We start from the raw sequence: 23,988 nt of genomic DNA, 5'->3' as shown, positions 1-23,988 counted from the left end.
CAAGAGTTGAGCTGAGGAGGAAGCCGATGCAAATAGCGTTGGTGGGTTTATTCTATTAGTTTTGCTGTCTTTTTTATCAATAAGAGAAATTTTTTCAAAGAAAAATCAAAATGGTGTTGAAGTAGAGTCACCTATTTATTATTTACTAACAACGTCCGTTATGGCATTGTTGCCATTTTTTATTAACCCAGCTAACGGTGATCCGTTGTTTTATTTAATTGCTATCATCATCCCTTTATTGATAACGGCAATTACCTATTACCGGCTACCAAAAATAACGGTTTATCAAGTTGATTCGGTATTCACTGTGAACACAGTACGAAAGGTGTTAGATCATTTAGGATATGAATACACGGAAATGGAGAAGAAAACACAGATAACAGAATCTCATTCTTATCAGTTTCATATTAATAATGATCCTCGCGCTAGAATTGAACTTGTCTGGCCTCAAGACCCTGAAGAAGTAGATGAAGGAAAAGATATTAGAATTAAGTTTCAAAGAAGAAGGAAAATAGAAGATGCGGCTTATTTGCATAGTCAAATCGTAGATGCTTTGCGTTTAGTAAGGACAGGTCAGAAGTTTACGAAGCAAACATTTAATAAGGGCTTAATGAGCTTGTTTACTGTTGCGATCCCCATTGCATTTTTGTTTTTCTTCATATGTTAAAGCTGTTACAACGGTTAATCAAGCGTTTGATTAAACGTTGTTTCTGGTTTAAAAGTAGTATGTTGAGGAAGGCACTTGCTATTTTAGTGTGTGACCTTCCTTTTCTTATAAGGTTAAAAACAGATCCCCTATTTCCACACAAATTCAAAGTCCCTCAATTTCCTTCCAGTACCGTGAAAGATTCACTTAATAGCGAAGACCAAATAATAAAGCTTTCGAATTACATAAATAATCGGAAAAATGAAATCATTCATAGACGCTCCTTGTTGTTATCTATTATAATTTAACTAGATATGTTTAGTTAATCGAAATAAATGGTTGATATAGGAGGAAGAGCAATGAGTTCGAATGCACATGTATATCCTTATGAGTCGAAAAGAAATGTCGTATATGGCCGTAAAGGGATGGTCGCCACGTCACAGCCGTTAGCGGCAGAAGCTGGTTTAGATATTTTGAAACAAGGTGGAAATGCCATTGACGCAGCTATCGCAACAGCTGCTTGCTTGACGGTTGTTGAGCCGACATCAAACGGGATTGGGTCAGATTGTTTTGCTTTAGTGTGGGTCAATGGAGAGTTACATGGTTTGAATGGGAGTGGCCAAGCGCCGCAAGCATTATCAATAGAAGCGGTTCAACAAGCAGGATATGAAAAAGAGTTACCTAAGTTTGGAATGATTCCGGTTACGGTTCCTGGTACCCCTGGTGCTTGGGCAGAGTTATCTCGAAAGTTTGGGAAGCTTCCTTTAACAGATGTACTTGCGCCTGCTATTAAATATGCGGAAGAAGGTTTCCCACTGTCACCAACGCTTGCTTATTACTGGAAACGCGCATATGAAGGTTACTCTAAGGCATTACAAGGTGAGGAATTTACAGCGTGGTTCGAGACGTTTGCTCCGAATGGCAAAGTACCAGAAGTAGGAGAGATGTGGGCATCTCCGGGACATGCTTATACGTTACGTTTGATTGCTGAAACGAATGGTAAAGCCTTTTATGAAGGGGAAATTGCCGATCAAATTGACCAATTTTTCCAAAAGCATGGAGGTTTTTTAAGAAAAGAAGACCTTGCAGCGTACGAGCCTGAGTGGGTGAATCCAATCAGTGTTGATTACAAAGGATATCAGGTTTGGGAAATTCCTCCTAATGGACAAGGCTTAATTGCGCTTGAAGCTTTGAATATACTAAAAGGTTTTGATTTTCCAGAAAAAGAATCTACTAATACCTATCACAAACAGATTGAGGCAATGAAACTCGCTTTTGTTGATGGACTAAAGTATATAACAGATGCTGAATCAATGAGTGTATCAGTAGAAGAGTTGTTATCTGATGAATATGCAGAGAAAAGAAGGCAGCTTATTGGGGAAGAGGCGATTTTACCTGAGCCTGGTACCCCTCAAAAAGGTGGAACGGTTTATTTAGCGACAGCTGATGAAGAAGGAAATATGGTTTCATTTATTCAAAGTAATTATATGGGCTTTGGATCAGGCGTTGTTGTCCCAGGGACTGGGATCGCGATGCAAAACCGAGGACATAATTTCTCGCTCGATCCTAGTCATGACAATGCTCTTAAACCAGGCAAGAAAACGTATCACACAATCATCCCAGGATTTTTAACAAAAGGAAATCAAGCAGTTGGTCCGTTTGGAGTGATGGGTGGCTTCATGCAGCCACAAGGGCATGTTCAAGTAGTGATGAATACAATTGACTTCAATCTAAACCCGCAAGCAGCTTTAGATGCTCCGCGCTGGATGTGGTCTGAGGGGAAGAAAGTGCATGTTGAACGGGCTCTGCCTGCTCATATCGTCGACGAACTTTCAAGAAAAGGTCATGTAATTTCTGTTGAAGCAAATGGAGGTCCTTTCGGAAGAGGACAGATTATTTGGCGCGATCCGAAAACTGGGGTGTTAGCTGGTGGGACAGAGTCAAGAACGGATGGTCACATCGCAGTTTGGTAAGGTTGCGTTTTGAGTTCATGCAAGAGGGGTGAGGTGAGGTACGAGAATGTCTCACAGGTTAAGAGAACTTCCTTATGAGACATTCTCGTTATAACTTCATGCCACTTCGACTTTTAAATCGTCTTAGTAAAATGTGACTTTCAACTCTCGTAATGCCTTTTAAAGCGTATAATTCTTCGTTAATAAAATGTTCAAGTTGATCGAAGTCTTCAACGAGAACATGCATGTGAAGGGTGCTTGGGCCTGTCATTTGATAACAACTAGCAACCTTAGGATTTTCCGCTAATGTTTCGGCAACGGACACTAAAGAGGTTGGCTCGCAGTCTACTTCGAAAAAAGCAGAAACTTTTTTTCCGATTTTATCAGAGTTAATGACAACACTAAATTTCTCAATCACTTCTTCTTCCATTAACTGATTAATTCGCTCGCGAATAGCAACTCGAGAAAGCCCTAATTCTTTTGCGATATCAACGTAAGACATTCGTCCATTAATCGTTAATAATTCTAAAATCTTCTTATCGGTTGCATCAATCTTCATTGCACCACACCTTTAGGTAACTTAGATAAATCTATTATAAGACATTTTGTTTTATTAAACACGCAACGTTAAACATCTAGTATATTTGCTAAAATTCTGATAATATTATTACGGGTAACGAAATAACGAGGGGGTAAAAACATGAAATTTCCAGAAGTGTGGGATATTGATTCTATTTTTAAAGGTGGAAGTAAGTCTGAAGAGTTTAAGCAGTTTACAGAAGAAACGGATGCACTTTTAAAGACATTAGATCAAGAACTAGAAAAAGAGTTTACAATCGACCAATTAGAAACATACATAGTAGATATTCAAGCATATATGCAAAGAACAAGAGAGGCTTCGGCGTTTATCAGCTGTTTAACGGCCCAGGATGTAAAAGACAAAGAGGCTTCTTTATGGCTTGGAAAAATAACGGAACAGATGACTCAAGTTCAAAGCATTTGGGGTGTCCTTGAAGACATTTTAGTTGCTTTAACGGATGAACAATGGCAAGAGGTAATCGACCGTCCTTCTTTATCAGGAGTGAGCTTTAACTTAGAAGAACGTCGTCAACAAGCGCAAGAAAAGCTTTCGTCTGCTGAAGAAAAATTAGCAGGACAGCTTGCGATAGATGGGTATCACGCTTGGGGCAATGTTTATAACAGTGCTGTTGGTCGCATGCAGATTCCGTTCGAAGAAGATGGCGAAGAAAAATTATTATCAGCAGGTCAGTTGCAAAATCGCTTAAATAGTGGAGATCGCTCCGTTCGTGAGCAAGCATTTGCAGCGAATGAAACGGCATGGGGAAAAGAAGCAGATTTATTTTCGCAAACGTTAAATCATCTTGCTGGTTTCAGACTGAATCTATATAAAGCAAGAGGCTGGGATAATGTATTAAAAGAGCCACTTACGATTAATCGCATGAAGGAAGAAACGTTAGATGCGATGTGGCAAACGATTACAGATAATAAGCCGAGATTCTATGAATTTATGGATCGAAAAGCTCAGCTTCTAGGTGTAGAGAAGCTTGCGATGCATGATGTTCATGCTCCTTTACCGGTAGAGGGAGATACAACCATTTCCTATGAAGATGCTTGTGAGCTCATTATTAAGCATTTTAAAACGTTCAGTCCGAAACTTGCTTCATTTACAGAAGGAGCTCTTCGCGATGGTTGGATTGAAGCAGAGGACCGAGCTGGTAAACGTCCAGGCGGATTTTGTACGTCATTTCCATTGTCGAAACAATCTCGTATTTTCATGACCTATGATGGCACAATGGCGAATGTGGCTACTTTAGCTCATGAGCTTGGTCATGCTTATCACGGACATTGTCTGAAAGATATGGATCCATTAGCGCAGCGCTATGCAATGAATGTAGCCGAAACAGCTTCGACTTTTGCGGAGACAATTATTGCTGATGCGTTAGTAAAAGAAGCTCCTTCTGAAGATGTGAAACTATCTTTACTTGAAAATAAAATATCGCGTTCTTTAGCATTTTTCATGAATATTCATGCACGCTTCTTGTTCGAGACGAGATTCTATGAGGCTCGTAAAAATAAGATGTTATCGGTTAAAGAACTAAACACATTAATGGAAGAAGCACAGAAAGAAGCTTATGGAGATCAACTAACTTCTTATTCACCAACTTTCTGGGCATCGAAACTACATTTTCATATTACGGGAGTTCCTTTTTACAATTTCCCTTATACATTCGGCTTCTTATTTAGCCTTGGAATTTATAAAAAAGCTCTTGAAGCTGGCCGTTCATTTGAAGACGACTATATTGCTCTTCTTCAAGACACAGCAAGCATGACAGTAGAAGATCTAGCACAGAAACATCTTCAAATTGATCTAACAAACAAAGACTTCTGGCAAGAAGCGATTGACCTGATCTTAGTAGATGTTGAAGAGTTTATGGAACTAACGAATAAATAATTAGCGCTAAATAGCTACCTGTTATTCAATGTTGAATAAACAGGTAGCTATTTTTTTATAATATCAGTTTGTACCTTCAAATTTTCCACTCCATTTAGTTTAAGCTTTTAATCATTAATTTCGCTTGTTCTTTTGTTACAGTTTGGATAAAATCAATTAAATCAATCGGAGAGACTCCGTATAGCCTGCATTTTAAACGATATTGCTCATAAGCTTCTTGATACATTTCCATAAAAGATCTTCCTTTCATCTGTAGTATAACAATATTATTTATTATTAATTATTATATAACAGAGTGAGTGTAAGTCAATAGGTTTTTGTTTAGTTTAGAAGATGAGATGTTTTTACAAGAAACGTTAAAAAACTGTTTTTGCATAGAGAGATGCTATAGCAAAGTTTTTCCTCGTAGTGAAATGCAGCGGAAGTCACTCGACTCCTGCGGGATGCAGAGGTAAGGGCAAGACCCCACAGGCGTTTAGCCGAGGAGGCTTGCCACCTCCCCGCGGAAAGCGAGTGACTGGAGCGGAATGTAACGAACATGCAAAGAAAGCCTAACCAAACGTTACAACCCTCAAGCTCTTTTTAACTCGAAATCATTAGTAAACTTAAGGTATAATAAATCGTGTCGTAAAAATTCAGTAGAATTAGAGAAATGATTCAAGCCCTTATAAAAAATCTAGAAAGAGAGTGAAAAGTATGGGACGTAAGTGGAACAACATTAAAGAAAAAAAGGCGTCAAAGGATGCCAGTACAAGTAAAGTATATGCGAAGTTTGGACGAGAAATATACGTTGCTGCCAAACAGGGGGAACCGGATCCAGAATCAAACCGTGCGTTAAAAGTCGTTCTTGAACGTGCGAAAACATACAGTGTACCAAAAGCAATTATTGATCGAGCGATTGAAAAAGCAAAAGGAGGAGCAGAAGAGAACTACGATGAATTGCGATATGAAGGTTTTGGACCGAATGGCTCGATGCTTATCGTCGATACGTTGACGAACAATGTAAATCGTACAGTTGCTGAAGTTCGCTCCGCTTTTAAGAAAAACGGTGGGAATATGGGGAATAGCGGATCTGTTGCGTTTATGTTTGATGCGACTGCCGTTATTGGTCTTGAAGGCAAAACAGCTGATGAAGTGTTAGAAATGTTAATGGAAGCAGATGTGGATGTTCGTGATATTCTAGAAGAAGAAGACACGGTCATTATCTATGCTGACCCTGAGATGTTCCACTCTGTTCAAGAAGCGTTTAAAAATATTGGGATTACAGAGTTCACAGTAGCTGAATTAACAATGTTAGCTCAAAGTGAAGTGACTCTTTCTCAAGAAGATCAAGATCAATTTGAGAAATTACTAGATGCATTAGAGGATCTAGAGGACGTTCAGCAAGTTTATCATAATGTAGATTTAGAAGGATAATTGGTTGAAAAAGGCCTGTGCTCGACTATCTAATTAAGATAGTTATAGCACAGGCTTTTTTGCAGGCTTTAATGAGGCGCTTCTTTTCTTAAATAACGTTTATCTTTCATAAACAATCGCCAGAACCAAATAAAGACTGGTATTAAAATCGCCATTCCTGCGCCATAGCCAATTAAAAGAGACCTGAACATAATCTCGTTAGTGAAGGCATCGTAAATGGTGACATCTGGATAAAGAAAGTACGGCATATGAGCAGAGCCGTATGCAAAGCTAGCTAAACCAAACTGTAAAGCGATTAATAAAACAGCAACTCTGGGCTGACCGATATCGACTTTTTTAGAGGGCCACCAGAGCGCACTGTATCCAACAGCAAAGGCAAGAAGTGACAAGGTAAAGAGCAACCATTCATTTGCCATATTTTCAAACATCCAAAATGCTTCAGGAATTAAAGTGAAGATCGCCCCAACAGCAAAGGAAAGGGTGATCGGCCCTAAGATAATCGCATTTCTACGGTAAACATGATAAGTTTCCTCTGAATTGGCTTCGCGTGCATAATCACTTAATAGCAACGAAGACAAAAATAACTCTGTACTAAGGCCGAACCCTAGGTGAGTGTAAAAGGTAGGGCTTGTGAATAACTGGTTAAGCAGAATATATTGTCTGTCGCCAACCGTTTCAACAAAGCCACCAATCGCAGCTGGTAAAATACTAATCAACAAAGCAGGAATTAAAAGCCCGGTTACCCCTGAAATAATCACAAGCATATTCGTATACTTTTGCACGGTATAAGAATAGACCATAAAGGCACTACGGATGGTTAATAAAAACAACACAAGGCAGATAGGAACAATCATTAACGTTCCAAGTGTAGCCGCAGCCCCTGGAAAAAAGCTAACGAGAGCCACGACAAGCAAGACTAAAAATACATTGGTTACTTCCCATGAAGGGGATAAATAGCGATTCGCGATACTAGCGGCTTTTGTATCGGTTCTTTTTCGATAAAACATCGCCCAAAATCCAGCGCCGAAGTCAATGGACCCAGCAATTGCATACATGAAAAGAAAGATCCATAAAATCGTAATCGCAATATAAACAGATTCCATGTAGAACTCCTTTCGAAAAAAAGATAGTTAAGAGATAGTGTGTAGATCTTTCGATACAGGATTACGATAAAAATAGAAATGCATAACAAGAGCTGTGATAACTAATAGAACAACGTATAGAGATATAAATAACACAAAGAGCATTCCTAAGTTACCAGAGTTTGTAGCGGCTTCATTTGTTAACTGATAGCCGTAGATCGTCCAGGGCTGTCTTCCTGTACAACTGAAAATCCATCCCGTTTCAATACCAATCATGCAAGTGGGCCTGATGCGACAATCCCGGCTAAAAGCCATTTTGGATATGGCTTCTGTTTTTTCCGCGAAAAGAACCAAAATATCCAGTATAACCCTGCGAGACCGAGGAGCAATGTCCCGATACCAACCATTACGTTAAATAGCGTATGTACAAATAGGGGTGGCCACTCTTCTTGCGGATAATCATAGAGACCTCGAACAACGCCGTCAGTAGAACCAGTAGCCAGCCAACTTAACATACCGGGAATTTCAATTCCGCCAACGACTCGTCCTGCTTCTGGATCAGGAGTTCCCATGATCGCTAGAGGAGCGTTAGATTGAGTGACAAATAAACCTTCTGCCGCAGCCAGTTTCACAGGAATATGCTCATGTAACATAATCGCCGTACTGTGACCACTATTAGACGTGTAAACAGACATGATTAGAGCAACAGCAAGGGAAAGAGATAAGCCTTTTTTATGATAAGAAATCTCTCTTTCGCTCAAACCTCCGCGAAATAACTTGTAAGCAGCAACTGCGGCCAAAATAAAGGCACCAGTCATATAAGCACTACTAACGACGTGGTGAGAAGTAATGAAAAAGCTAGGGTTAAAAACAGCAGCAATGGGGTCAACATTCGTGATTTGACCGTCAACCATATCAAATCCTCTAGGGGTGTTCATCCAAGCGTGTGCATCAGTTATCAGAACTGCAGAGGCTGTTGCACCTAAGGCAACGAAAAATACACTGACAATTCTCATAGTTGGGGATAACCTGTCAGCGGCATATACGTAGATCGAAAGAAACAAAGCTTCAAGGAAAAAAGCAAAAATTTCAATTTGGAAAGGCAAAGCAATAACCTGCCCAACAATTTCCATATAACCAGGCCACAAAAGACTAAGCATAACAGCCACAATCGTACCCGAAGGAATAGCAACCCCAAGTAAAATAGCAACCCCTTTAGTCCAACGTTTTGCCAGTGTACCGTAATCCTCATCCTTTCTAATGAGGCGCATAATTTCAGCAAGTAAAATCATTAACGTAATCCCGACGCCGAGTGTTGCAAAGATAATGTGAAAAGCAATAGAAGAACCAAAAATAGTACGGGCCAACAAAACATTATCCATCTTCGAACTTCCTTTCCAAACGATGTAATTTTGATGTGAGGCTTGTCTATTCGAAAAGATGCAAGCAGCAACTCAAAAAAGCAGTCATGACAGCTAATCACTTTGTTCGAGTGTTTCCATCTGCTTTACTGTGCGTTAAGAACCTTAGTAATATTCGTCTTAATTACCAAATTTAATAAAATAAAAGGCATTCTTCAAAATGAGTATAGCTGTAAAGAAGATTTTACTCTTAGTGAAATGGAGCGGAAGCCACTCGACTCCTGCGGGAAAAAGAGGTAAGGGCGAGACCCCACAGGCGTTAAGCGTGGAGGCTCGGCACCTCCCCGCGGAAAGCGAGTGGCTGGAGAGGAATGGAACGAACATACGGAGAGCGAGTAACCCCAAATAACAAAGTATCCGGAACAGCCAAATAAAAAGAGCGAGTTTTACCTGTTGGTAAACTCGCTCTTTTTATTTATGATTGCTTTTTTTCTATTTCAGAAGGTTGAGACGATCGTTCGTCGATACGCTCTTCAATCTTTGCTAATGCTTCTGGATCATTAAGCAGTTGTTTTTTATTCTCTAAGACTAAATCCTCAAAGGAGGCTGCCTGTCTTCTCATTTTAGTATCCCACCTTTTTTAATAACGAGATGATAAGACTATTGTATCATGATAAACCGTGAATAAAGTAAAGAATTGTTACAATTTTTCAAATAGATTCACATTAGCAAATTTTGTCGAATTTTACAAGAAAGGTATAGAAGATTGCTACTTTCAAAGGTATCCACATTATGAATCTAGTTACCCACAAATATTTTAATGTTATCAACAATTATGTGGATAACTGTGTGGATAAAAAATGTGCATGTCCTTGAAAAAAAGTATTTACAAGATCAATCATTATTGTTAGAATATTTTTAACAATTAGAAAAAGCAACCGTTACAACGTCCTTGGAGTGAGCGACTGCTCAATCAACTAAAATAAAAAGAGAAAAAAAGGGAGAGAGTACCATGACAGTATCAGAGAAAAAAATGATTGAAGAAATGCAAAAAAAATTAGACCGCTTAGCAAACGAATTAAATGAACTGAAGAAGTCGGGTCATGATGGTTTTGAAAAATTAGAAACAGATCACTTCTTAACACAAGCGTATAATTAACTTATAATAAGAGTGCCTGGGATTATTTGGGGCATTCTTTTTTTCTCGTAAAATAGAATAAAGAGGTGGTAAAAATGAAGATGCATACGGAAACAATCCACAAGATAACCATTCCAACTCCATTTTTAGTTGGACCTGTTAATGTTTATTTGATTTGTGGAGAGGTGTTAACACTTGTTGATACAGGGCCATTAACTAAAGAGGGTGAAAAAACGTTAATAGAGCAGTTGAAAGCTTTAGGCTACCAATTAGCAGATATTGATCAAGTCGTTTTAACGCACCATCACCCCGATCATGTCGGACTAGCGGGACTCTTTCACTCATCTGTATTAATCGGTCACCGTTATTTACGCCCTTGGCTTCAAAAAGATAAAAGTTTCTTTGACCAGCATAGGAAGTTTTTCCAAGAATTTTATCGTGAGCACGGTGTTCCAGGTGAGACTATACAAAAAGTTCTTCATGCTAGTTCAGTCTATATGAGTTATATAGAGCCAACGGACCTCGATGTTATTGTCATGCACGGAGATCAATTACCGGGACATCCAGATTGGACAGTGTTAGAAGTACCTGGCCATGCTCAAAATCACATTATGCTTATTCGAGAACAAGATCAGTTAGCAATAGGAGCAGATGTTTTAATAGGAACTATTTCTTCAAATGCACTATTAGAAGCGCCAATGGAAGAGGGAGCAGAGCGCCCTAAAACGCTGTTGCAGTATCGAAAATCATTAGAGTTAATGAAAAGCTTAGGTGTATCAAGCGTACTGCCAGGGCACGGAGAAACGATTAATGAGGTTGATCAATTAATTGACAAACGATTAAAGGGCCATCTAGACAGGGCGCAGCTTATTAAACAAATACTCAGTACGAATAGATGGAGTGCTCATGAAATAAGTTACCAGTTGTTCAAAGAAAAGCATGTGAAGCAGCCAGAATTAACTTTTTCAGAGACATTTGGTCACCTTGATCTTTTATTAGAACGAAATGAAGTTAAGATGAGCAAAGAAGATGGCATTTTCATCTTTTATAATGAGTGATTACTCATTCATTTTTATCTAAAGTAGATTATATCAGTCTTTACTTTCCTTTCGTTGCCATTTCTTGATAGAATATAAAGAAAGATGAAAGAGGAGGAGACTTTACTATGGGAAAAATGAATTCTCTGAAACTAATAGTATTATTGCTTTTAATTTTTCTTTCAGTTGTATTAGCAAAAAAAGAATGGCGAGCAAGGCTTCTACATGAATTAAGACAAGTAAAAGAAACGACAGAAGAGACCATTGGCTTTATAAGGGATAATCGGGAAGAAATTGTGGAACAGGTTCGCACAACTGCTAGCGAATTATCTTCAGTCGTTCGTGACATCACAAATGATGTTAAGAAAATTGGTGAAACGGCGTCACATTTAAAAGAGAGCTCTGAAGAAATCATGAAGCAACAAGAGGAGCCGCAACAGAGATGAAAACGTTAAAGCAGAATTTACATAGTGTCTCTATAAAAAACGATGATTAATATGGTTCTTCCAAAAGGTAGTGACTCATCTTTTGGAAGAACCATTTTTTTTCGATTCAATATTGAGTTGCAGGTTGTTTGTACGTACTAACAGCTACAAAAATAAGAAACAACATTGAACTAATAATCATAAAGAAACTAATGCCCTCGCTAAATTCAATAAATAAACCGCCTAAATAAGGACCTGCTAAACTTCCGAGGCTAAAGGCAATTCCGCATAGAATGTTGCCAGTAGGTAATAGTTCTTTTGGAGTTAAATCGGTCATATAGCTTATTCCTAACGAGAACAGAGAACCAACAATCATACCAGCAATAAAAAGGCAGATCATTAAACCGATCACGGCTTGCTCTAAAAAACTAGCAAAGAGAAAGGTAACCCCTCCGAAAAAAAGGATCAATGATAAGATTTTCTTCCTTCCTAATTTGTCGCTTAGAATTCCTAATGGTAATTGAAAAACGATTCCTCCTATCGCAAAAGAAACGAGCAATAAAGAAACATTCGTGACATCAATTCCTATTCGTAACCCGTATATCGGAAAACTACCATTTAAGGAAGCTTCTAAAAAACCATAGCCTAAAGCTGGTAGCAAGGCGACCCAGGAATACTTGAGTGTTTTCTTAAATCGACTAGCAGTATCCCTGAACCCAGCAAGTTCCACCGATTTTTCTGGAAAATCATTTTTTAATAACAATAAAAATAACCAAGCAACTAAACATAAGCTAGACGAAATAATGAATGGAAGTGCTTCGTTAATCGAAATTAAAGGGGTCATTAAAGGCCCAGCTGCAAACCCAATTCCGAAGAACAATCCATATATACTTATATTTCGTCCTCTTTGTTCTTTTAGAGAAGTAGAAGTAATCCACGTTTGCGTTCCGAAATGCAACGCATTATCGCCAATTCCTATGCAAAGTCGTAAGAAAAACCAAAACCAAAACGTTTTCCATAAAGGAAAAAGAGCAAGAGCTATTACAACCATTAACCCACCCGTCAAAATAATAGGTTTATAACCAAATTTTCGCAGTGGTGGTTCCATAAAAGGAGAGATAATTAAAATCCCTATATAAAGTGCTGTAGCATTTAAGCCATTTAAAGCAGCAGAGACACCATCTTGTTCAAAAATAATTGAGATCAGTGGTAAGAGCATTCCTTGGCTGAACCCGCTTATCGCCACAATACTAACTAATATCCAAAATCGTAAACGATCCATTCAATTTCAGTCCTCACTTTCACATTTGTGCCTGTTCTATTTTACCTGCTCTTATCCTTATTAGCCATATGTAAGAGTGGAAAAGAACATGACGTCAATCAAAGAGACTGGTACAATAAAAGGCGTAAACATGAAGGAGGCAGTTTGATGGAATTTAAAATGAAAGAAAACAGTTTTGTTACAGAGCTTGAATTCGGTCAATTAGAGGTATCAGGTAACTCTGACTATGGGTTCCGACCATTTCAATTGTTAGTTTCATCGATAGCAGTTTGTAGTGGTGGGATTTTAAGAAAAGTGTTAGAAAAAAAGCGGATTACATATACAGATATTAAGATTAAAGCGGATGTAACACGCAACGCTGCTGGTGTAAACGAAGTAACGGACATTCATCTTCACTTTACCATTATCGGTGCAGACACAACCGATGAGAAGATTCAAAAAGCGTTAGAAGTAACGGCGAAAAATTGTCCGATTGTGCAATCCGTGAACAAGTCTATTCGTATTACTGAGACATTTGAACAAATAAAACATGCGTAAACAATTTCTTCACTTAGCAATAGGCGCGATTCTTCAGGGAATCGCCATGGCTTTGTTTCTATTTCCTTTTAATATTGCCTCGGGTGGAGCGGCGGGCATTGCGATCTTGTTTGAAGTATGGTTCGACCTATCTCATGCTTATACAATCTGGGGATTGAATATCATCCTGTTGCTATTTGCGGTGCGTTGGATAGGAGTACTTAGTAGTTTGAAAACCGTTTATACGGTTTCTTTCACATCACTTACGATCTTCGTCCTTCAATCTTTTTCAATCGGATTAGACATGCTCCCGCCGATTTACGTTAGTTTCCTTTTAGGTGCTGTAGTTTTTGGCATAGGGGTAGGAATTCTTTTTCGGAACGGAGCGTCGTCAGGTGGTTTAGCAATTATTGCTCATATTTTCTTTGTGCTGTTTAAATGGTTACCTGGTAAAAGCATGTTTTGGATGAATATGGTTGTCTTTTCTCTAATTGCTTACGTCATTGACTGGACATTAATTTTTGGCGCAGTATTGGTACAGTGGATTGCTACAAAAGTAATCAATTACGTTGTTTCATACCAAGTTCAAAGAGATGAAGACGACACGGCGATGTCAGCATAGTGTTATCTTCATTTTTTCTTTTTAAAAGGAGAGGGAAATGTCAGTATCTAAACAATTAGATTTCACTGAAGGACCAATCTTGAAAAAAATGATTCTGTTTTCGTGGCCGATTTTCTTAACGAATTTACTTCAATCTTCCTATCAACTTATTGATTCAATTTGGGTGGGGAATTTACTTGGAGCTAATGCGTTAGGGGCAATTACGATTTCGGCAACAGTCGTCTTTACCATTCTATCTTTTATTATTGGATTAAATGGTGCGACATTGACGGTCATAAGTCAAAGGCGAGGCGCCAAGGATGAACAAGGTTTGAAGGAATCTTTAAATGCCTTTGTTTTTGTATTAGGGACTCTAGCTTTATTACTCGGCTTATTGGGTTATGTATTTTCTGGTTCGATCTTACGGTTTATGGGAACACCCGGTGAAATACTGCCGCTGGCCCAATCTTATTTACAAATTAATTTCATAGGGATTTTGTTTTTATTTGGGTACAATTTTATCGGAACCGTATTAAGAGCTTTAGGCGATAGTAAAACACCGATACAGTTTATTGTTATTGCTGTTTTATTAAATGCTATATTAGATCCTTTATTTATCTATGTGTTGCAATTAGGCATCGACGGGGCCGCTTATGCAACGGTGTTATCTCAAGGAATTGCTTTTGTTTACGGTTTGCTTTACTCGATTTATAAAGCAAAAGTTCCTTTTCAAATTCCTTATTTACCAGAGAAAAGCTATTTTATCGTTTTATTTAAGCTCGGCCTTCCGGCAGGTCTTTCGATGATGGCTATCTCTGCAGGAATCTTAGCTATTATGACGGTTGTAACTAGCTTTGGAGAAGAAGTGGTAGCTGGATTTGGGGCTGCGCAACGTTTAGACAGTTTAATTATGCTGCCAGCTTTAACGTTAGGATCTGCTGTAAATAGTATGGCTGGTCAGAACATTGGCGCTAAACTGTGGGAAAGAGTTAATGAAATCGCTCAAAAAGCGATAATTTTAATTATTATTGTATCAGTCTTGATCAGTACGATTATTTTCTTTGGAGCAGAACGATTCATTAAAATCTTTATTCAAGACCCGGAAACCGTTCAATTTGGAGTTACGTATGTGAAAACAATTGCTTTTTTCTATCCTTTTCTGGGCATTAATTTTGTTTTAAACGGAATCGTGCGAGCAGCTGGGGCAATGTTTCCAATCTTAGTATTGAACATTATTTCCTTTTGGATTTTAAGATACCCGCTAACAGCAATTTTCGCGAAGTGGTTGGGGGAACAGGGAATTGCACTAGGGATGGGGCTGAGTTTTGTCATTAGTAGTGTAATAGCAACCGCATATTATTTCCGCGGAAATTGGCGGAAAATAAGTGAAGATATTGCCGAAAAAACGAGAAGTAAAGAAAAAAGTTGAAATTGATCGTAGGATTGGAGAATGGAAAAGAATTATGTTGATTAGAACTTTATGTTATCTCGGAGGATTGTTTATCCTCTCTTTTGGAGTAACCATGACGATATTAGCAGGAATTGGTGCAGGCCCGTGGGACGCGCTAAATGTTGGTTTAGCGATGATTACACCATTTTCTGTAGGGAACTGGGTTATTTTCATTGGTATGCTCCTGATTATTTTAAATGCGCTGTTAACAAGATCAAAACCAGTAATTCATTCATTATTAACGATTGTGTTAATAGGATATTTAATCGATTTTTGGTTGATTATTGTGTTTAATGACCTTTTGTTTAGTGGCCTGATGTTAAAAGTGTTTGTGTTGTTAGTAGGTATTGTGATCATTGCGTTCGGAGCTTCTATCTACCTGCAAGCTGAATTTGCCATTATCCCAATTGATGGATTCATGTTTGCGTTAAGAGATTTGTTAAAGGTTAAGTTAATGGTGGCCAAAACGATTACAGAGTTAATTGCGCTTGTTGCTGCGCTAATCGTGGGAGGGCCTATCGGAATTGGAACGCTGTTAATCACGTTTTTAATTGGACCATTAATTCAATTTTTCTTTCCGAGGATGAAAAAGAGGATTCATTGGAAAGAGGCTGGGGAGAAGGAGTTTTTGTGATTGGTTGATGCAGGACGAGAGTTAACTTGTTTTATTCACTCAACACTTGCAGGATATAGAAGAGGCGACTGAAAAAGGTTAATTCCCCTTATTCAGTCGCCTCTGTAATTTAAAGCAGGTTATTTCGTAGCAGGCACTCAACAGGTCGATCCCCTGTTTACTTCGCTTATGCTTTTCCTTGTTCTTTCGCTCGGTTATTGGTGGCTGTGACAGCACTTTCTAATAAGCTAAAAAAGTGTTGCTCATCTAAAGTTGCAATTCCAGCTGCTGTTGCGCCTCCGGGTGATGTTACTTGTTCTCTTAACTTAGCGGGATCGCGATGTTTATCGAGCATGGCAGCACTACCTATTACCATCTCAAGAACAAGCTTTCTCGCTTGTTCTTTTGTAATTCCGTATGACAATGCGGCTGCTTCTAGCGCTTCTACAAAATAATAAAGAAAGGCAGGTGCGCTTCCGGTGATGGCGGTTAAATCATGAACCTGTTGTTCTGTTACTTGTTCAGCGGGGCCAATGGCACCTACAATTTTTGTGAAAAGTTCAGTTTGTTCACCTGTCATATAATTTCCTAGTGCATAAATGGACATGGATCTTCCTACGTCAGCAGCAGTATTTGGCATCAGCCACGCAACTGACGTTTTTGCTGGAAGGGCTTTTTCCAAGTAAGAGGGGCCAATCCCAGCTGCCACTGTGATAACAAGTTGGTTTGGTTTGATTAATGGATTTAATGTTGCTAAAACTTTTTCATGGGCACTAGGTGGACAAGCAAGAAGTATAATATCAGAAGTTTCAACGGATTTACTCCAATCTGATGTTACCTCAATTTGATATTGTTCTTTCAAATAGGTGAGCCGCTCAGCATCTTTCTGATTCGCTACCGTAATGGCGAAGTTTTTTTCCTTCTGAAGTATGCCAGAGAAGATCGCCTCAGCCATCCGACCTGCGCCAATAAATAAAATATGTATGGATTTGTTCATGTGGTTCCTCCTTTTGTATGTCGGTAAAAAATGTGGCTCTTTTCGCAAGGTTGTTTCGATTGATTAGGATTACAACTATAGTGAAATGGAGCGGAAGGCACTTGACTCCTGCGGGAAAAAGAGGAAAGGGCAAGACCACACAGACGAAGTCGTGGGGGCTTGGCATCCTCCCCGCGGAAAGCAAGTGCCTGCAGCGCAATGGAACGGTCCAGGTAAGAAAGTGTACCTAAACGCGCAAAAATTCCTTATAAAAAGAACTCAAAAATAATGATTTTAATTCCCCTTCCTCTACGTTACCAAAAAACTCCTTTATCCGAAAGCAATGGATAAATTTTAAAGGAAAGATAACAATATGGATAACCAAATGTCTCTAAATGAATTGAGGAGGGTATCAAGATGAAACGAATCATCGTAGCAATGGTTGCGATATTCTTATTAGCAACAGCCATCCCAGTTTTAGCTGCTGAAGATGGGAAGAAAGAAGAGAAAAAAGGATTTACAGTACCAGATTCTGTTGTGAAAATATCTAAGGAAAATACGTATACAAATCCGACACAGGATTTGCCGTATCTTCAACCAAGCGAGTTAGCAAAAGAATTGCTAGGCTCTTCCGACATTAAAATTGAGAACCCTGATCTCATTCGGATTTTAAATGAGTCCACTATTAATGATTCAAAGCTGGCGTTAGGATTCAGAGCTTCCATTTATTTAGGAGAGTGGCCTTTAGCTTATGAATCAGATGGAACAGAAGTAAATTGGGAATATCAAAAGGTTAATACAAATTATCTAGACAATCGTGGCGGACGTTCCCCGCAAAAACTGACGTACTTTCAAGAACAGCAAAAGAAAGTAAGTGGGGGCTTAACGGCTAAAATCCCGAATAGTGAAGCGGTTAAGAAAATGATGATGATTAAAGCCGCAGAACATACGAACTTGCCTTTAGCTTTTGAAACCGTTATTGGTCAGGGAACGAAAAAAGGCAACACGTACAATATCGCTCCTAAGCAAGTTGGATACTTAAATAGCTTTGTACCAGCGGCGAATGAAAAAGGGAAAGTGACATACGGGGAAGTATATTTAACGTTCAAGGGTGGCAAACGAAAAATTGAGGTTAAAAATGTAACGCAACAAGGAATTGGTGCTTGGATTCCTGTTCAAGATCATTTATCTTTTAGTTTCGTTGCAGCAAATCAACCTAAATAATACAGAAAGCACTTGAAAGGAGAATAACTCCTATTCAAGTGCTTTTTCTTAAAGCTAAATATTTGTTTTTCTTTCTTGGAAGTTAACATTAGGATAGTATGCATCTTTTACGAGAACATTTGGGCCCAAGCATTTCACAGATGGGCAATGACAGTTCAATGATTTTGCGAGGTCGGATCTCATCCATTGATCATAGGCCTCTTGCAAAGTGGTCGTTTGAACATTCCCAAGTGGAGGGGTGTCTCCAAAATCGGTAACAATAATGTCGCCATCGAAAATGTTGACATTTAAACGGGATCTGCCATCTGGATCATTACGAACAGTGACATTCTCGGTTGAATATAAACGTTTTTGTAGGCGTAAGTCTTCATCGTTATCACTACAAGGATAAAACGGAAGTGTTCCAAAAAGCATCCACATGTCTTTTTTCTTTACATCTAATAAGCGGTGAATACCTGAACGAATTTCTTCTAATGAAGCTACTTCCAGATTGCGTGCAAAGTCACTTGGGTACATAGGGTGAACTTCATGTCTTTGGCAGCCCATTTCTGCGATTTGTTCATGAATTTTTTCAAGGTGTGGGAGCGTACGTTTGTTGATCATCGTCTCGGCCGATACTATTACACCTTGACTTGTTAGAGCTTTAGCATTATCAATCATCTTATAAAATAAGGATGCTCTTTGTTCAAAACTAGGTTTGCGATCCATAACCGCGAAGCCAATTTCAGCAAAGTCTTCGACACTTCCATAGTTATGAGAAATGTGTAGCACATCAAGATAAGGGATGATCTTATCATATTGTTTCAAATCAATCGTTAAATTTGAGTTAATTTGTGTTCGCACACCTCTTTCATGTGCATACTTAAGAAGTGGAACCACATAGTTATCAACAGATTTTTTGGAAAGCATGGGCTCGCCACCTGTAATACTAAAAGCTCTTAACGTCGGAATTTCGTCCAACCTTTTGAGAAGCAAGTCTAAAGGTAACGGGTTTGGGTCTTTCGGTTGAAGGGTGTAGCCTACCGCACAATGCTCACAACGCATATTGCACAAGGTTGTCGTTGTAAACTCAATATTGGTTAACATCGGTTTCCCGAATTTTATTATGTCTTCATATGCCTCCCACGGATCATGGGTTGGCGAAATAGTAAGGGATGTCTCGATCACAAAACTCGTGCTCCTTTAACTTCAGTTTCACTTGTAACATCATAACGCAAAACGCATCCTTACAAAAGAGTGAGTTTTATTCTAATTCTGGCTGAATTGTGTGTACTGTTATTATCTGTTACACTCTATTTGAGCACAACTGTATTCAAAAGGAGAGATTGCAATGGGTGGAGCGATTCACGATAAAAAAGAACAAATGAACTATTTGCATAATAGATTGAATTTAGTAATGGACGTATTAGATACAATGGATCCAGAAGAAGCTGGAGTAGAAGAAATTGATCGACTTTTAAGTATGCTGGATGATATTGAAACAAAGTGTAAGCAATTCCGTCACGACTGGTCTGAATAAAGGAGTAAATGATGAAACTTTATCTGATTAGACACGGGGAATCAACAGGGAACCTGGCAGGGAGAATCCAAGGAACAGACGATTACCCATTATCCGAGTTGGGAAAACAACAAGCTGAGTATGTGGCTGATTATTTTAGTGACATTCATCTTGATTTTATTTATAGCAGTGACTTAACACGAGCTTCTGATACAGCAAAGGCGATTGCGCGGAAGAAAAATCAAACTGTCAATGAATGGGATAAAGTAAGAGAAGTTCACCTTGGACCGTTACAAGGATTAACACGAGCAGAAATTACAATGAAATTTCCAGAGACGGTGGAGAACTCGATTTTAACTTCGGGAGTAGAAGGTACCGAGTCAGTAGACGAGTTGACTGCTAGATGTCAGTACATAGTAGAACAGCTTCAGCTTGCTCATCGAAATCATGATGTTGCGATTATATCGCACGGTGGTTTCATCAGTATTTTTCTCATGTACTTGATTGCTGGAGATCAGTGGCACACTCTTCATCGTCCGTTTCAGATTGGAAATACGAGTGTGAGTTTTATTGAATGGCCTAAAAAGCAAGATAAGCCATTGATTCATTTTGTTAATCAAGTGAGTCATTTAGATCCAATTGTTGATAAAAAGAAAAATCATGGTTTGCTTTAAGTGCTCCTTTTATTAGGAGCTTTTTTTAATGGAATTTTATCTGAATATAACCATTTCCTTTTCTTGGTCTGTACGCGCTTCCACTTTTCTCTTTCGGAATGTTTGGACTAGCATTATAATAGATATGATAAAGAAATTGTGAGTAGGATAAAAGTACGTAAAGGGAGTTGGATGAAATGAAGAACTTAGAAGAAAGCATGTATCAGTTAATTGTTGAAACATCTACTAATCTACCAAATGACGTGAGACGTGCGATTGCTCAAGCAAAAGCAAAAGAGAATGCGGGAACAAGAGCAGCATTATCATTATCTACCATTACAGAAAATATAGGAATGGCCGACACGAACGTTTCACCAATTTGTCAAGACACAGGAATGCCGACATTCGAAGTGAAAGTACCTGTTGGAGTTAATCAAATTGAAATGAAGAAAGTAATAAAAGCGGCAATCGCTAGAGCAACAAAAGATAGTAAACTACGTCCTAACTCGGTTGATTCTCTTACGGGGAAAAATACGGGGGATAATCTTGGTGACGGAACACCTGTAATTCACTTTGAACAGTGGGAAAAGGATGTAATTGATGTTCGTTTAATCTTAAAAGGTGGCGGCTGTGAAAACAAAAACATTCAGTACAGCTTACCAGCAGAATTAGAAGGATTAGGCCGAGCAGGGCGTGATTTAGACGGAATTAGAAAATGTATTATGCACTCTGTTTATCAAGCGCAAGGACAAGGCTGTAGTGCCGGTTTTATCGGTGTTGGAATCGGTGGAGACAGAACGACAAGTTACTCACTAGCGAAAGAGCAACTTTTCCGTACGGTGGACGATGTTAATGCTAACCCTGATCTTCAAAAGCTTGAGGATTATGTAATGGAAAATGCCAATAAGCTTGGAATCGGAACGATGGGCTTTGGCGGCGAAGCAACATTACTTGGCTGTAAAGTGGGGGCGATGAACCGCTTACCAGCAAGCTTCTTCGTCTCAGTAGCTTATAACTGTTGGGCATACCGCCGCTTAGGTGTCGTGCTTGATCAAGAAACAGGAGCGATTCAAGAATGGCTTTATAAAGACGGCGAAAAAGTAGACCTTAATGTAGAACAAGAGGTAGCTGCCGGAACAGAAGAAGCAAGTGAAGTTCGAGAAGTAGTTCTTGAAGCGCCTATTACGGAAGAGCAAATCAGAGAACTTAAAGTCGGAGATGTAGTCATCATCAACGGAATGATGCACACAGGTCGAGATGCAATTCATCATCACCTTATGGATCATGACGCTCCAATTGATTTAAATGGACAAGTAATCTACCACTGTGGACCGGTTATGGCGAAAGATGAGCAAGGGGAGTGGCACGTCAACGCAGCTGGACCAACAACAAGTATTCGTGAGGAGCCTTATCAAGGAGACATCATGAAGAAGTTTGGAATCCGCGCTGTTATCGGAAAAGGTGGCATGGGACCAAAAACACTTAAAGCACTTGGAGAGCACGGTGGAGTTTACTTAAATGCCATCGGAGGTGCAGCACAGTATTATGCTGACTGTATTAAGAAAGTCCAAGGCGTTGATTTAATGGAATTCGGAATTCCAGAAGCCATGTGGCACTTAGAAGTAGAAGGATTCGCAGCGATTGTTACGATGGACTCTCATGGTAACAGCTTACACGCTGATGTTGATAAGTCTTCGCTTGAGAAGTTAGCGCAGTTTAAAGAGCCTGTGTTTAAATAAGAGTAATATAACGTTAAGACCGTCAAATTGTATGTGGATTTGACGGTTTTTTTTGATTGATAAGGTTGGGGTAGGGCAGGTGTGTGCGCATGTGAGAATAGGCGATTTGAATGAAATAAGGAACCTGAGGTCCACGTGTGTGAGGAGGCGGACATCAGGTTCCTTATTTGTGAGGAAACAGTAAGTGTAGTGTGTTGAGCGGACAGGAGAGCTCTTATTAGAGAAAATGGAGGTCAAACGAGAGCTCATTTAGTCAAATAGAGGAACTGAGGTCCGGAACCTGTGTGGAAATAGGCGATTTGAGTGAAATAAGGTATCTGAGGTCCGCGTGTGTGAGGAGGCGGACATCAGGTTCCTTATTTGTGAGAAAACAGCAAGTGTAGTGTGTTAAGCGGACAGGAGAGCTCTTATTAGAGAAAATGGAGGTCAAACGAGAGCTTATTTAGTCAAATAGAGGAACTGAGGTCCGAAACCTGTGTGGGAATAGGCGATTTGAATGAAATAAGGTATCTGAGGTCCGAAGAGAGCTAAAGTTAAACGGACGCTCTAAAACTGAGTATACAAACAGCTCTTTTTTCAAAAACTCAACACATGAAATCAAAGAAAATGGGTCACCCTACATAAAGGTATTATAAGTAAAAGCTAGAAAAAAGAGAGGGAGAATGATGCACATATGTTCAAAAAAACACCAGTCCTTACTATCTTATTCGTAGTCACTCTTTTTTGTTGTTTAACTTCTGTAGCGTTCGCTTATGATAATACAACTCATAATTGGAGCTATAAACCGGAAAAAGATAATAAGCCGGTTACAACAGAACCTGAATTCTTGAAGTTACTTGAACAAACAAATGGGTATTTTATTGGTGATACGACTAAGAAAGAATTGTACTTAACGTTTGATAATGGCTATGAAAACGGATATACAGAAAAAGTGCTTGATGTTCTTAAGGAAAAAGAAGTTCCAGCTACTTTCTTTGTGACAGGTCATTATTTGGATAATGCAACCGATCTTGTGATACGTATGGTTGAGGAAGGCCATATTGTTGGAAATCACTCTTGGCATCATCCGAGCTTACCTGATGTTGGTGATGGTAGACTAATGAATGAGTTAACTAAAGTTCAGGAGCGATTCACAGAAATAACTGGGGTCAAAGAAATGAAGTACTTACGACCACCAAGAGGACAGTTTAGCGAGCGCACTTTAGTGTTGTCAGAGAAACTTGGGTATACAAATGTGTTTTGGTCGATGGCGTACAAGGATTGGGAAGTTGATAAGCAAAAAGGCGGAGACTATGCTTATAATCAGATCATGAAGCGAATCCATCCTGGCGCTATTATGCTTATTCATTCTGTTTCGAGTGATAATGCAGAAGCATTGCCACGCGTAATTGATGAAGCTAGAAAACAAGGCTATGAATTCAAAAGTTTAGATGATCTCCTTTTTTCAAAACATATGCAGGAGATTCCGTTTCCATAAAAACCATAAGAAAGAAGGCTGAAACAGAGGAATCCTCATGTTTCAGCCTTCTTTTCATTAGTTCGCATAACTTTCTTGTCCAATAGCTGATGCAATCGTTTCTAATGTTGTTACATCAGTCACATCAAATGCAATTGGTTGTCTGCTTCGTACGATCATCATGCCGATTTCTTCTTCCATCGAGTTCTTAATAGGAAATTTAAGTTCTCCATTACATTCCCATTTTAAATCATCTTCAAAAGAAGAAGCGGCAACTAACTTATGATCTAAATTTTCGTACATATAAATGCCAACCCAATCAATGTAAGGTACTTGTTCAACTAGACTTTCAACCGTCTTGTCAAAGATAGACTTTAAACTTTCTCTTTTAAACACGTGGGCCATAATTTGTAATGATGCTACATCTGTAGGTATAGACAAAATCATCTC

General features: G+C 39.0%; 24 protein-coding genes and 1 pseudogene. 16 read left to right on the top strand and 9 right to left on the bottom strand.

The window, feature by feature from the left end; all coding sequences use genetic code 11:
• Positions 1-61 precede the first annotated feature (61 nt).
• Both JCM9157_RS16400 and ggt read left to right on the top strand, forming a co-directional pair.
• On the top strand, positions 62-667 hold the full coding sequence (locus tag JCM9157_RS16400; RefSeq protein ID WP_035666415.1) for a hypothetical protein: 606 nt from the start codon (positions 62-64) through the stop codon (positions 665-667).
• 338 nt (positions 668-1,005) lie between these two features.
• Entirely contained in the window at positions 1,006-2,619 is a 1,614-nt protein-coding gene (ggt, locus tag JCM9157_RS16395; RefSeq protein ID WP_035666413.1) for a gamma-glutamyltransferase, read from the top strand.
• An 88-nt stretch (positions 2,620-2,707) separates the two neighbouring features.
• On the opposite strand, the gene JCM9157_RS16390 is transcribed toward ggt, so the two are convergent.
• Complete coding sequence (locus tag JCM9157_RS16390) at positions 2,708-3,157, bottom strand: Lrp/AsnC family transcriptional regulator (protein ID WP_035666412.1); 450 nt, start codon at positions 3,155-3,157, stop codon at positions 2,708-2,710.
• Positions 3,158-3,298: 141 nt separating this feature from the next.
• Between JCM9157_RS16390 and JCM9157_RS16385 the strand changes: the two genes are divergently transcribed.
• Positions 3,299-5,071, top strand: coding sequence for a M3 family oligoendopeptidase (locus JCM9157_RS16385; RefSeq protein WP_035666410.1), 1,773 nt, complete (start codon positions 3,299-3,301; stop codon positions 5,069-5,071).
• Positions 5,072-5,165: 94 nt separating this feature from the next.
• Here the strand turns inward: JCM9157_RS16385 and JCM9157_RS24945 are convergent, their stop codons facing one another.
• Positions 5,166-5,303 carry a hypothetical protein gene (locus JCM9157_RS24945; protein WP_162831771.1) on the bottom strand — a complete coding sequence of 46 codons (138 nt, stop codon included), beginning with the start codon at positions 5,301-5,303 and terminating at the stop codon, positions 5,166-5,168.
• Positions 5,304-5,767: 464 nt separating this feature from the next.
• On the opposite strand from JCM9157_RS24945, the gene JCM9157_RS16380 reads away from it, so the two are divergent.
• Positions 5,768-6,487, top strand: a complete 720-nt coding sequence (locus JCM9157_RS16380; protein WP_035666409.1) for a YebC/PmpR family DNA-binding transcriptional regulator — start codon at positions 5,768-5,770, stop codon at positions 6,485-6,487.
• Between the two features lie 68 nt (positions 6,488-6,555).
• On the opposite strand, the gene JCM9157_RS16375 is transcribed toward JCM9157_RS16380, so the two are convergent.
• From JCM9157_RS16375 to JCM9157_RS24095, 3 genes and pseudogenes are all read right to left on the bottom strand, one after another.
• On the bottom strand, positions 6,556-7,590 hold the full coding sequence (locus JCM9157_RS16375; RefSeq protein WP_035666405.1) for a cytochrome d ubiquinol oxidase subunit II: 1,035 nt from the start codon (positions 7,588-7,590) through the stop codon (positions 6,556-6,558).
• Between the two features lie 27 nt (positions 7,591-7,617).
• Positions 7,618-8,951: pseudogene (locus JCM9157_RS16370) on the bottom strand (cytochrome ubiquinol oxidase subunit I).
• 454 nt (positions 8,952-9,405) lie between these two features.
• Positions 9,406-9,552: an FbpB family small basic protein gene (locus tag JCM9157_RS24095; protein ID WP_081734220.1), complete on the bottom strand. Its 147-nt coding sequence runs from the start codon at positions 9,550-9,552 to the stop codon at positions 9,406-9,408.
• A 390-nt stretch (positions 9,553-9,942) separates the two neighbouring features.
• On the opposite strand from JCM9157_RS24095, the gene JCM9157_RS24940 reads away from it, so the two are divergent.
• From JCM9157_RS24940 to JCM9157_RS16355, 3 genes are all read left to right on the top strand, one after another.
• Complete coding sequence (locus JCM9157_RS24940; RefSeq protein ID WP_162831770.1) at positions 9,943-10,089, top strand: hypothetical protein; 147 nt, start codon at positions 9,943-9,945, stop codon at positions 10,087-10,089.
• 74 nt (positions 10,090-10,163) lie between these two features.
• Positions 10,164-11,126, top strand: a complete 963-nt coding sequence (locus JCM9157_RS16360; RefSeq protein WP_052013202.1) for an MBL fold metallo-hydrolase — start codon at positions 10,164-10,166, stop codon at positions 11,124-11,126.
• 107 nt (positions 11,127-11,233) lie between these two features.
• Positions 11,234-11,551: a hypothetical protein gene (locus JCM9157_RS16355; protein ID WP_052013201.1), complete on the top strand. Its 318-nt coding sequence runs from the start codon at positions 11,234-11,236 to the stop codon at positions 11,549-11,551.
• A 106-nt stretch (positions 11,552-11,657) separates the two neighbouring features.
• On the opposite strand, the gene JCM9157_RS16350 is transcribed toward JCM9157_RS16355, so the two are convergent.
• The gene (locus tag JCM9157_RS16350) at positions 11,658-12,812 is read right to left on the bottom strand and encodes an MFS transporter (protein WP_035666402.1); all 1,155 of its coding nucleotides are present in this window, start codon (positions 12,810-12,812) and stop codon (positions 11,658-11,660) included.
• A gap of 147 nt (positions 12,813-12,959) precedes the next feature.
• On the opposite strand from JCM9157_RS16350, the gene JCM9157_RS16345 reads away from it, so the two are divergent.
• The 4 genes from JCM9157_RS16345 to JCM9157_RS16330 are packed head-to-tail and all read left to right on the top strand — an operon-like array spanning position 12,960 to position 16,013.
• Positions 12,960-13,349 carry an OsmC family protein gene (locus tag JCM9157_RS16345; RefSeq protein ID WP_035666400.1) on the top strand — a complete coding sequence of 130 codons (390 nt, stop codon included), beginning with the start codon at positions 12,960-12,962 and terminating at the stop codon, positions 13,347-13,349.
• A complete protein-coding gene (locus JCM9157_RS16340) occupies positions 13,342-13,950 on the top strand; it encodes a YitT family protein (RefSeq protein ID WP_081734219.1) in 609 nt (202 codons plus the stop codon). The genes JCM9157_RS16345 and JCM9157_RS16340 overlap by 8 nt, the downstream gene beginning before the upstream one ends.
• 37 nt (positions 13,951-13,987) lie before the next feature.
• Positions 13,988-15,358, top strand: coding sequence for an MATE family efflux transporter (locus JCM9157_RS16335; protein ID WP_035666399.1), 1,371 nt, complete (start codon positions 13,988-13,990; stop codon positions 15,356-15,358).
• Entirely contained in the window at positions 15,315-16,013 is a 699-nt protein-coding gene (locus JCM9157_RS16330; RefSeq protein ID WP_235715039.1) for a YczE/YyaS/YitT family protein, read from the top strand. Before JCM9157_RS16335 ends, JCM9157_RS16330 begins: the two co-directional genes overlap by 44 nt.
• Before the next feature lie 166 nt (positions 16,014-16,179).
• Here the strand turns inward: JCM9157_RS16330 and proC are convergent, their stop codons facing one another.
• Positions 16,180-16,989 (bottom strand): pyrroline-5-carboxylate reductase, encoded by an 810-nt coding sequence (gene proC / locus JCM9157_RS16325; protein WP_035666397.1) that lies wholly within the window; start codon positions 16,987-16,989, stop codon positions 16,180-16,182.
• A gap of 396 nt (positions 16,990-17,385) precedes the next feature.
• On the opposite strand from proC, the gene JCM9157_RS16315 reads away from it, so the two are divergent.
• Positions 17,386-18,192, top strand: a complete 807-nt coding sequence (locus JCM9157_RS16315) for a YfkD famly protein (RefSeq protein WP_035666393.1) — start codon at positions 17,386-17,388, stop codon at positions 18,190-18,192.
• Between the two features lie 54 nt (positions 18,193-18,246).
• On the opposite strand, the gene yfkAB is transcribed toward JCM9157_RS16315, so the two are convergent.
• Positions 18,247-19,359, bottom strand: a complete 1,113-nt coding sequence (gene yfkAB, locus JCM9157_RS16310) for a radical SAM/CxCxxxxC motif protein YfkAB (RefSeq protein WP_035666392.1) — start codon at positions 19,357-19,359, stop codon at positions 18,247-18,249.
• Between the two features lie 163 nt (positions 19,360-19,522).
• Between yfkAB and JCM9157_RS16305 the strand changes: the two genes are divergently transcribed.
• The 4 genes from JCM9157_RS16305 (at position 19,523) to pdaA (ending at position 23,559) form a co-directional block, all read left to right on the top strand.
• A complete protein-coding gene (locus JCM9157_RS16305; RefSeq protein WP_035666391.1) occupies positions 19,523-19,711 on the top strand; it encodes an SE1561 family protein in 189 nt (62 codons plus the stop codon).
• 11 nt (positions 19,712-19,722) lie between these two features.
• Positions 19,723-20,364 (top strand): histidine phosphatase family protein, encoded by a 642-nt coding sequence (locus tag JCM9157_RS16300; protein WP_035666389.1) that lies wholly within the window; start codon positions 19,723-19,725, stop codon positions 20,362-20,364.
• Positions 20,365-20,540: 176 nt separating this feature from the next.
• Complete coding sequence (locus tag JCM9157_RS16295) at positions 20,541-22,082, top strand: fumarate hydratase (protein WP_035666388.1); 1,542 nt, start codon at positions 20,541-20,543, stop codon at positions 22,080-22,082.
• A 673-nt stretch (positions 22,083-22,755) separates the two neighbouring features.
• A complete protein-coding gene (gene pdaA, locus JCM9157_RS16290; RefSeq protein WP_035666387.1) occupies positions 22,756-23,559 on the top strand; it encodes a delta-lactam-biosynthetic de-N-acetylase in 804 nt (267 codons plus the stop codon).
• A 57-nt stretch (positions 23,560-23,616) separates the two neighbouring features.
• Here pdaA and JCM9157_RS16285 read toward each other — a convergent pair whose 3' ends face one another.
• Positions 23,617-23,979, bottom strand: coding sequence for a hypothetical protein (locus JCM9157_RS16285; RefSeq protein ID WP_035666386.1), 363 nt, complete (start codon positions 23,977-23,979; stop codon positions 23,617-23,619).
• Positions 23,980-23,988 lie beyond the last annotated feature (9 nt).

This window comes from Halalkalibacter akibai JCM 9157, assembly GCF_000513135.1.
Lineage (GTDB): Bacteria > Bacillota > Bacilli > Bacillales > Bacillaceae_D > Halalkalibacter > Halalkalibacter akibai.
The sequence above is the reverse complement of the archived record's forward strand: the minus strand, read 5'-3'. Positions and strand labels throughout refer to the sequence as shown.

Coding starts and splice junctions, on each gene's coding strand:
- ggt (WP_035666413.1), top strand. CDS start 1,006: ATGAGTTCGAATGCACATGTATATCCTTATGAGTCGAAAAGAAATGTC.
- JCM9157_RS16390 (WP_035666412.1), bottom strand. CDS start 3,157: ATGAAGATTGATGCAACCGATAAGAAGATTTTAGAATTATTAACGATT.
- JCM9157_RS16385 (WP_035666410.1), top strand. CDS start 3,299: ATGAAATTTCCAGAAGTGTGGGATATTGATTCTATTTTTAAAGGTGGA.
- JCM9157_RS24945 (WP_162831771.1), bottom strand. CDS start 5,303: ATGGAAATGTATCAAGAAGCTTATGAGCAATATCGTTTAAAATGCAGG.
- JCM9157_RS16380 (WP_035666409.1), top strand. CDS start 5,768: ATGGGACGTAAGTGGAACAACATTAAAGAAAAAAAGGCGTCAAAGGAT.
- JCM9157_RS16375 (WP_035666405.1), bottom strand. CDS start 7,590: ATGGAATCTGTTTATATTGCGATTACGATTTTATGGATCTTTCTTTTC.
- JCM9157_RS24095 (WP_081734220.1), bottom strand. CDS start 9,552: ATGAGAAGACAGGCAGCCTCCTTTGAGGATTTAGTCTTAGAGAATAAA.
- JCM9157_RS24940 (WP_162831770.1), top strand. CDS start 9,943: ATGACAGTATCAGAGAAAAAAATGATTGAAGAAATGCAAAAAAAATTA.
- JCM9157_RS16360 (WP_052013202.1), top strand. CDS start 10,164: ATGAAGATGCATACGGAAACAATCCACAAGATAACCATTCCAACTCCA.
- JCM9157_RS16355 (WP_052013201.1), top strand. CDS start 11,234: ATGGGAAAAATGAATTCTCTGAAACTAATAGTATTATTGCTTTTAATT.
- JCM9157_RS16350 (WP_035666402.1), bottom strand. CDS start 12,812: ATGGATCGTTTACGATTTTGGATATTAGTTAGTATTGTGGCGATAAGC.
- JCM9157_RS16345 (WP_035666400.1), top strand. CDS start 12,960: ATGGAATTTAAAATGAAAGAAAACAGTTTTGTTACAGAGCTTGAATTC.
- JCM9157_RS16340 (WP_081734219.1), top strand. CDS start 13,342: ATGCGTAAACAATTTCTTCACTTAGCAATAGGCGCGATTCTTCAGGGA.
- JCM9157_RS16335 (WP_035666399.1), top strand. CDS start 13,988: ATGTCAGTATCTAAACAATTAGATTTCACTGAAGGACCAATCTTGAAA.
- proC (WP_035666397.1), bottom strand. CDS start 16,989: ATGAACAAATCCATACATATTTTATTTATTGGCGCAGGTCGGATGGCT.
- JCM9157_RS16315 (WP_035666393.1), top strand. CDS start 17,386: ATGAAACGAATCATCGTAGCAATGGTTGCGATATTCTTATTAGCAACA.
- JCM9157_RS16305 (WP_035666391.1), top strand. CDS start 19,523: ATGGGTGGAGCGATTCACGATAAAAAAGAACAAATGAACTATTTGCAT.
- JCM9157_RS16300 (WP_035666389.1), top strand. CDS start 19,723: ATGAAACTTTATCTGATTAGACACGGGGAATCAACAGGGAACCTGGCA.
- JCM9157_RS16295 (WP_035666388.1), top strand. CDS start 20,541: ATGAAGAACTTAGAAGAAAGCATGTATCAGTTAATTGTTGAAACATCT.
- pdaA (WP_035666387.1), top strand. CDS start 22,756: ATGTTCAAAAAAACACCAGTCCTTACTATCTTATTCGTAGTCACTCTT.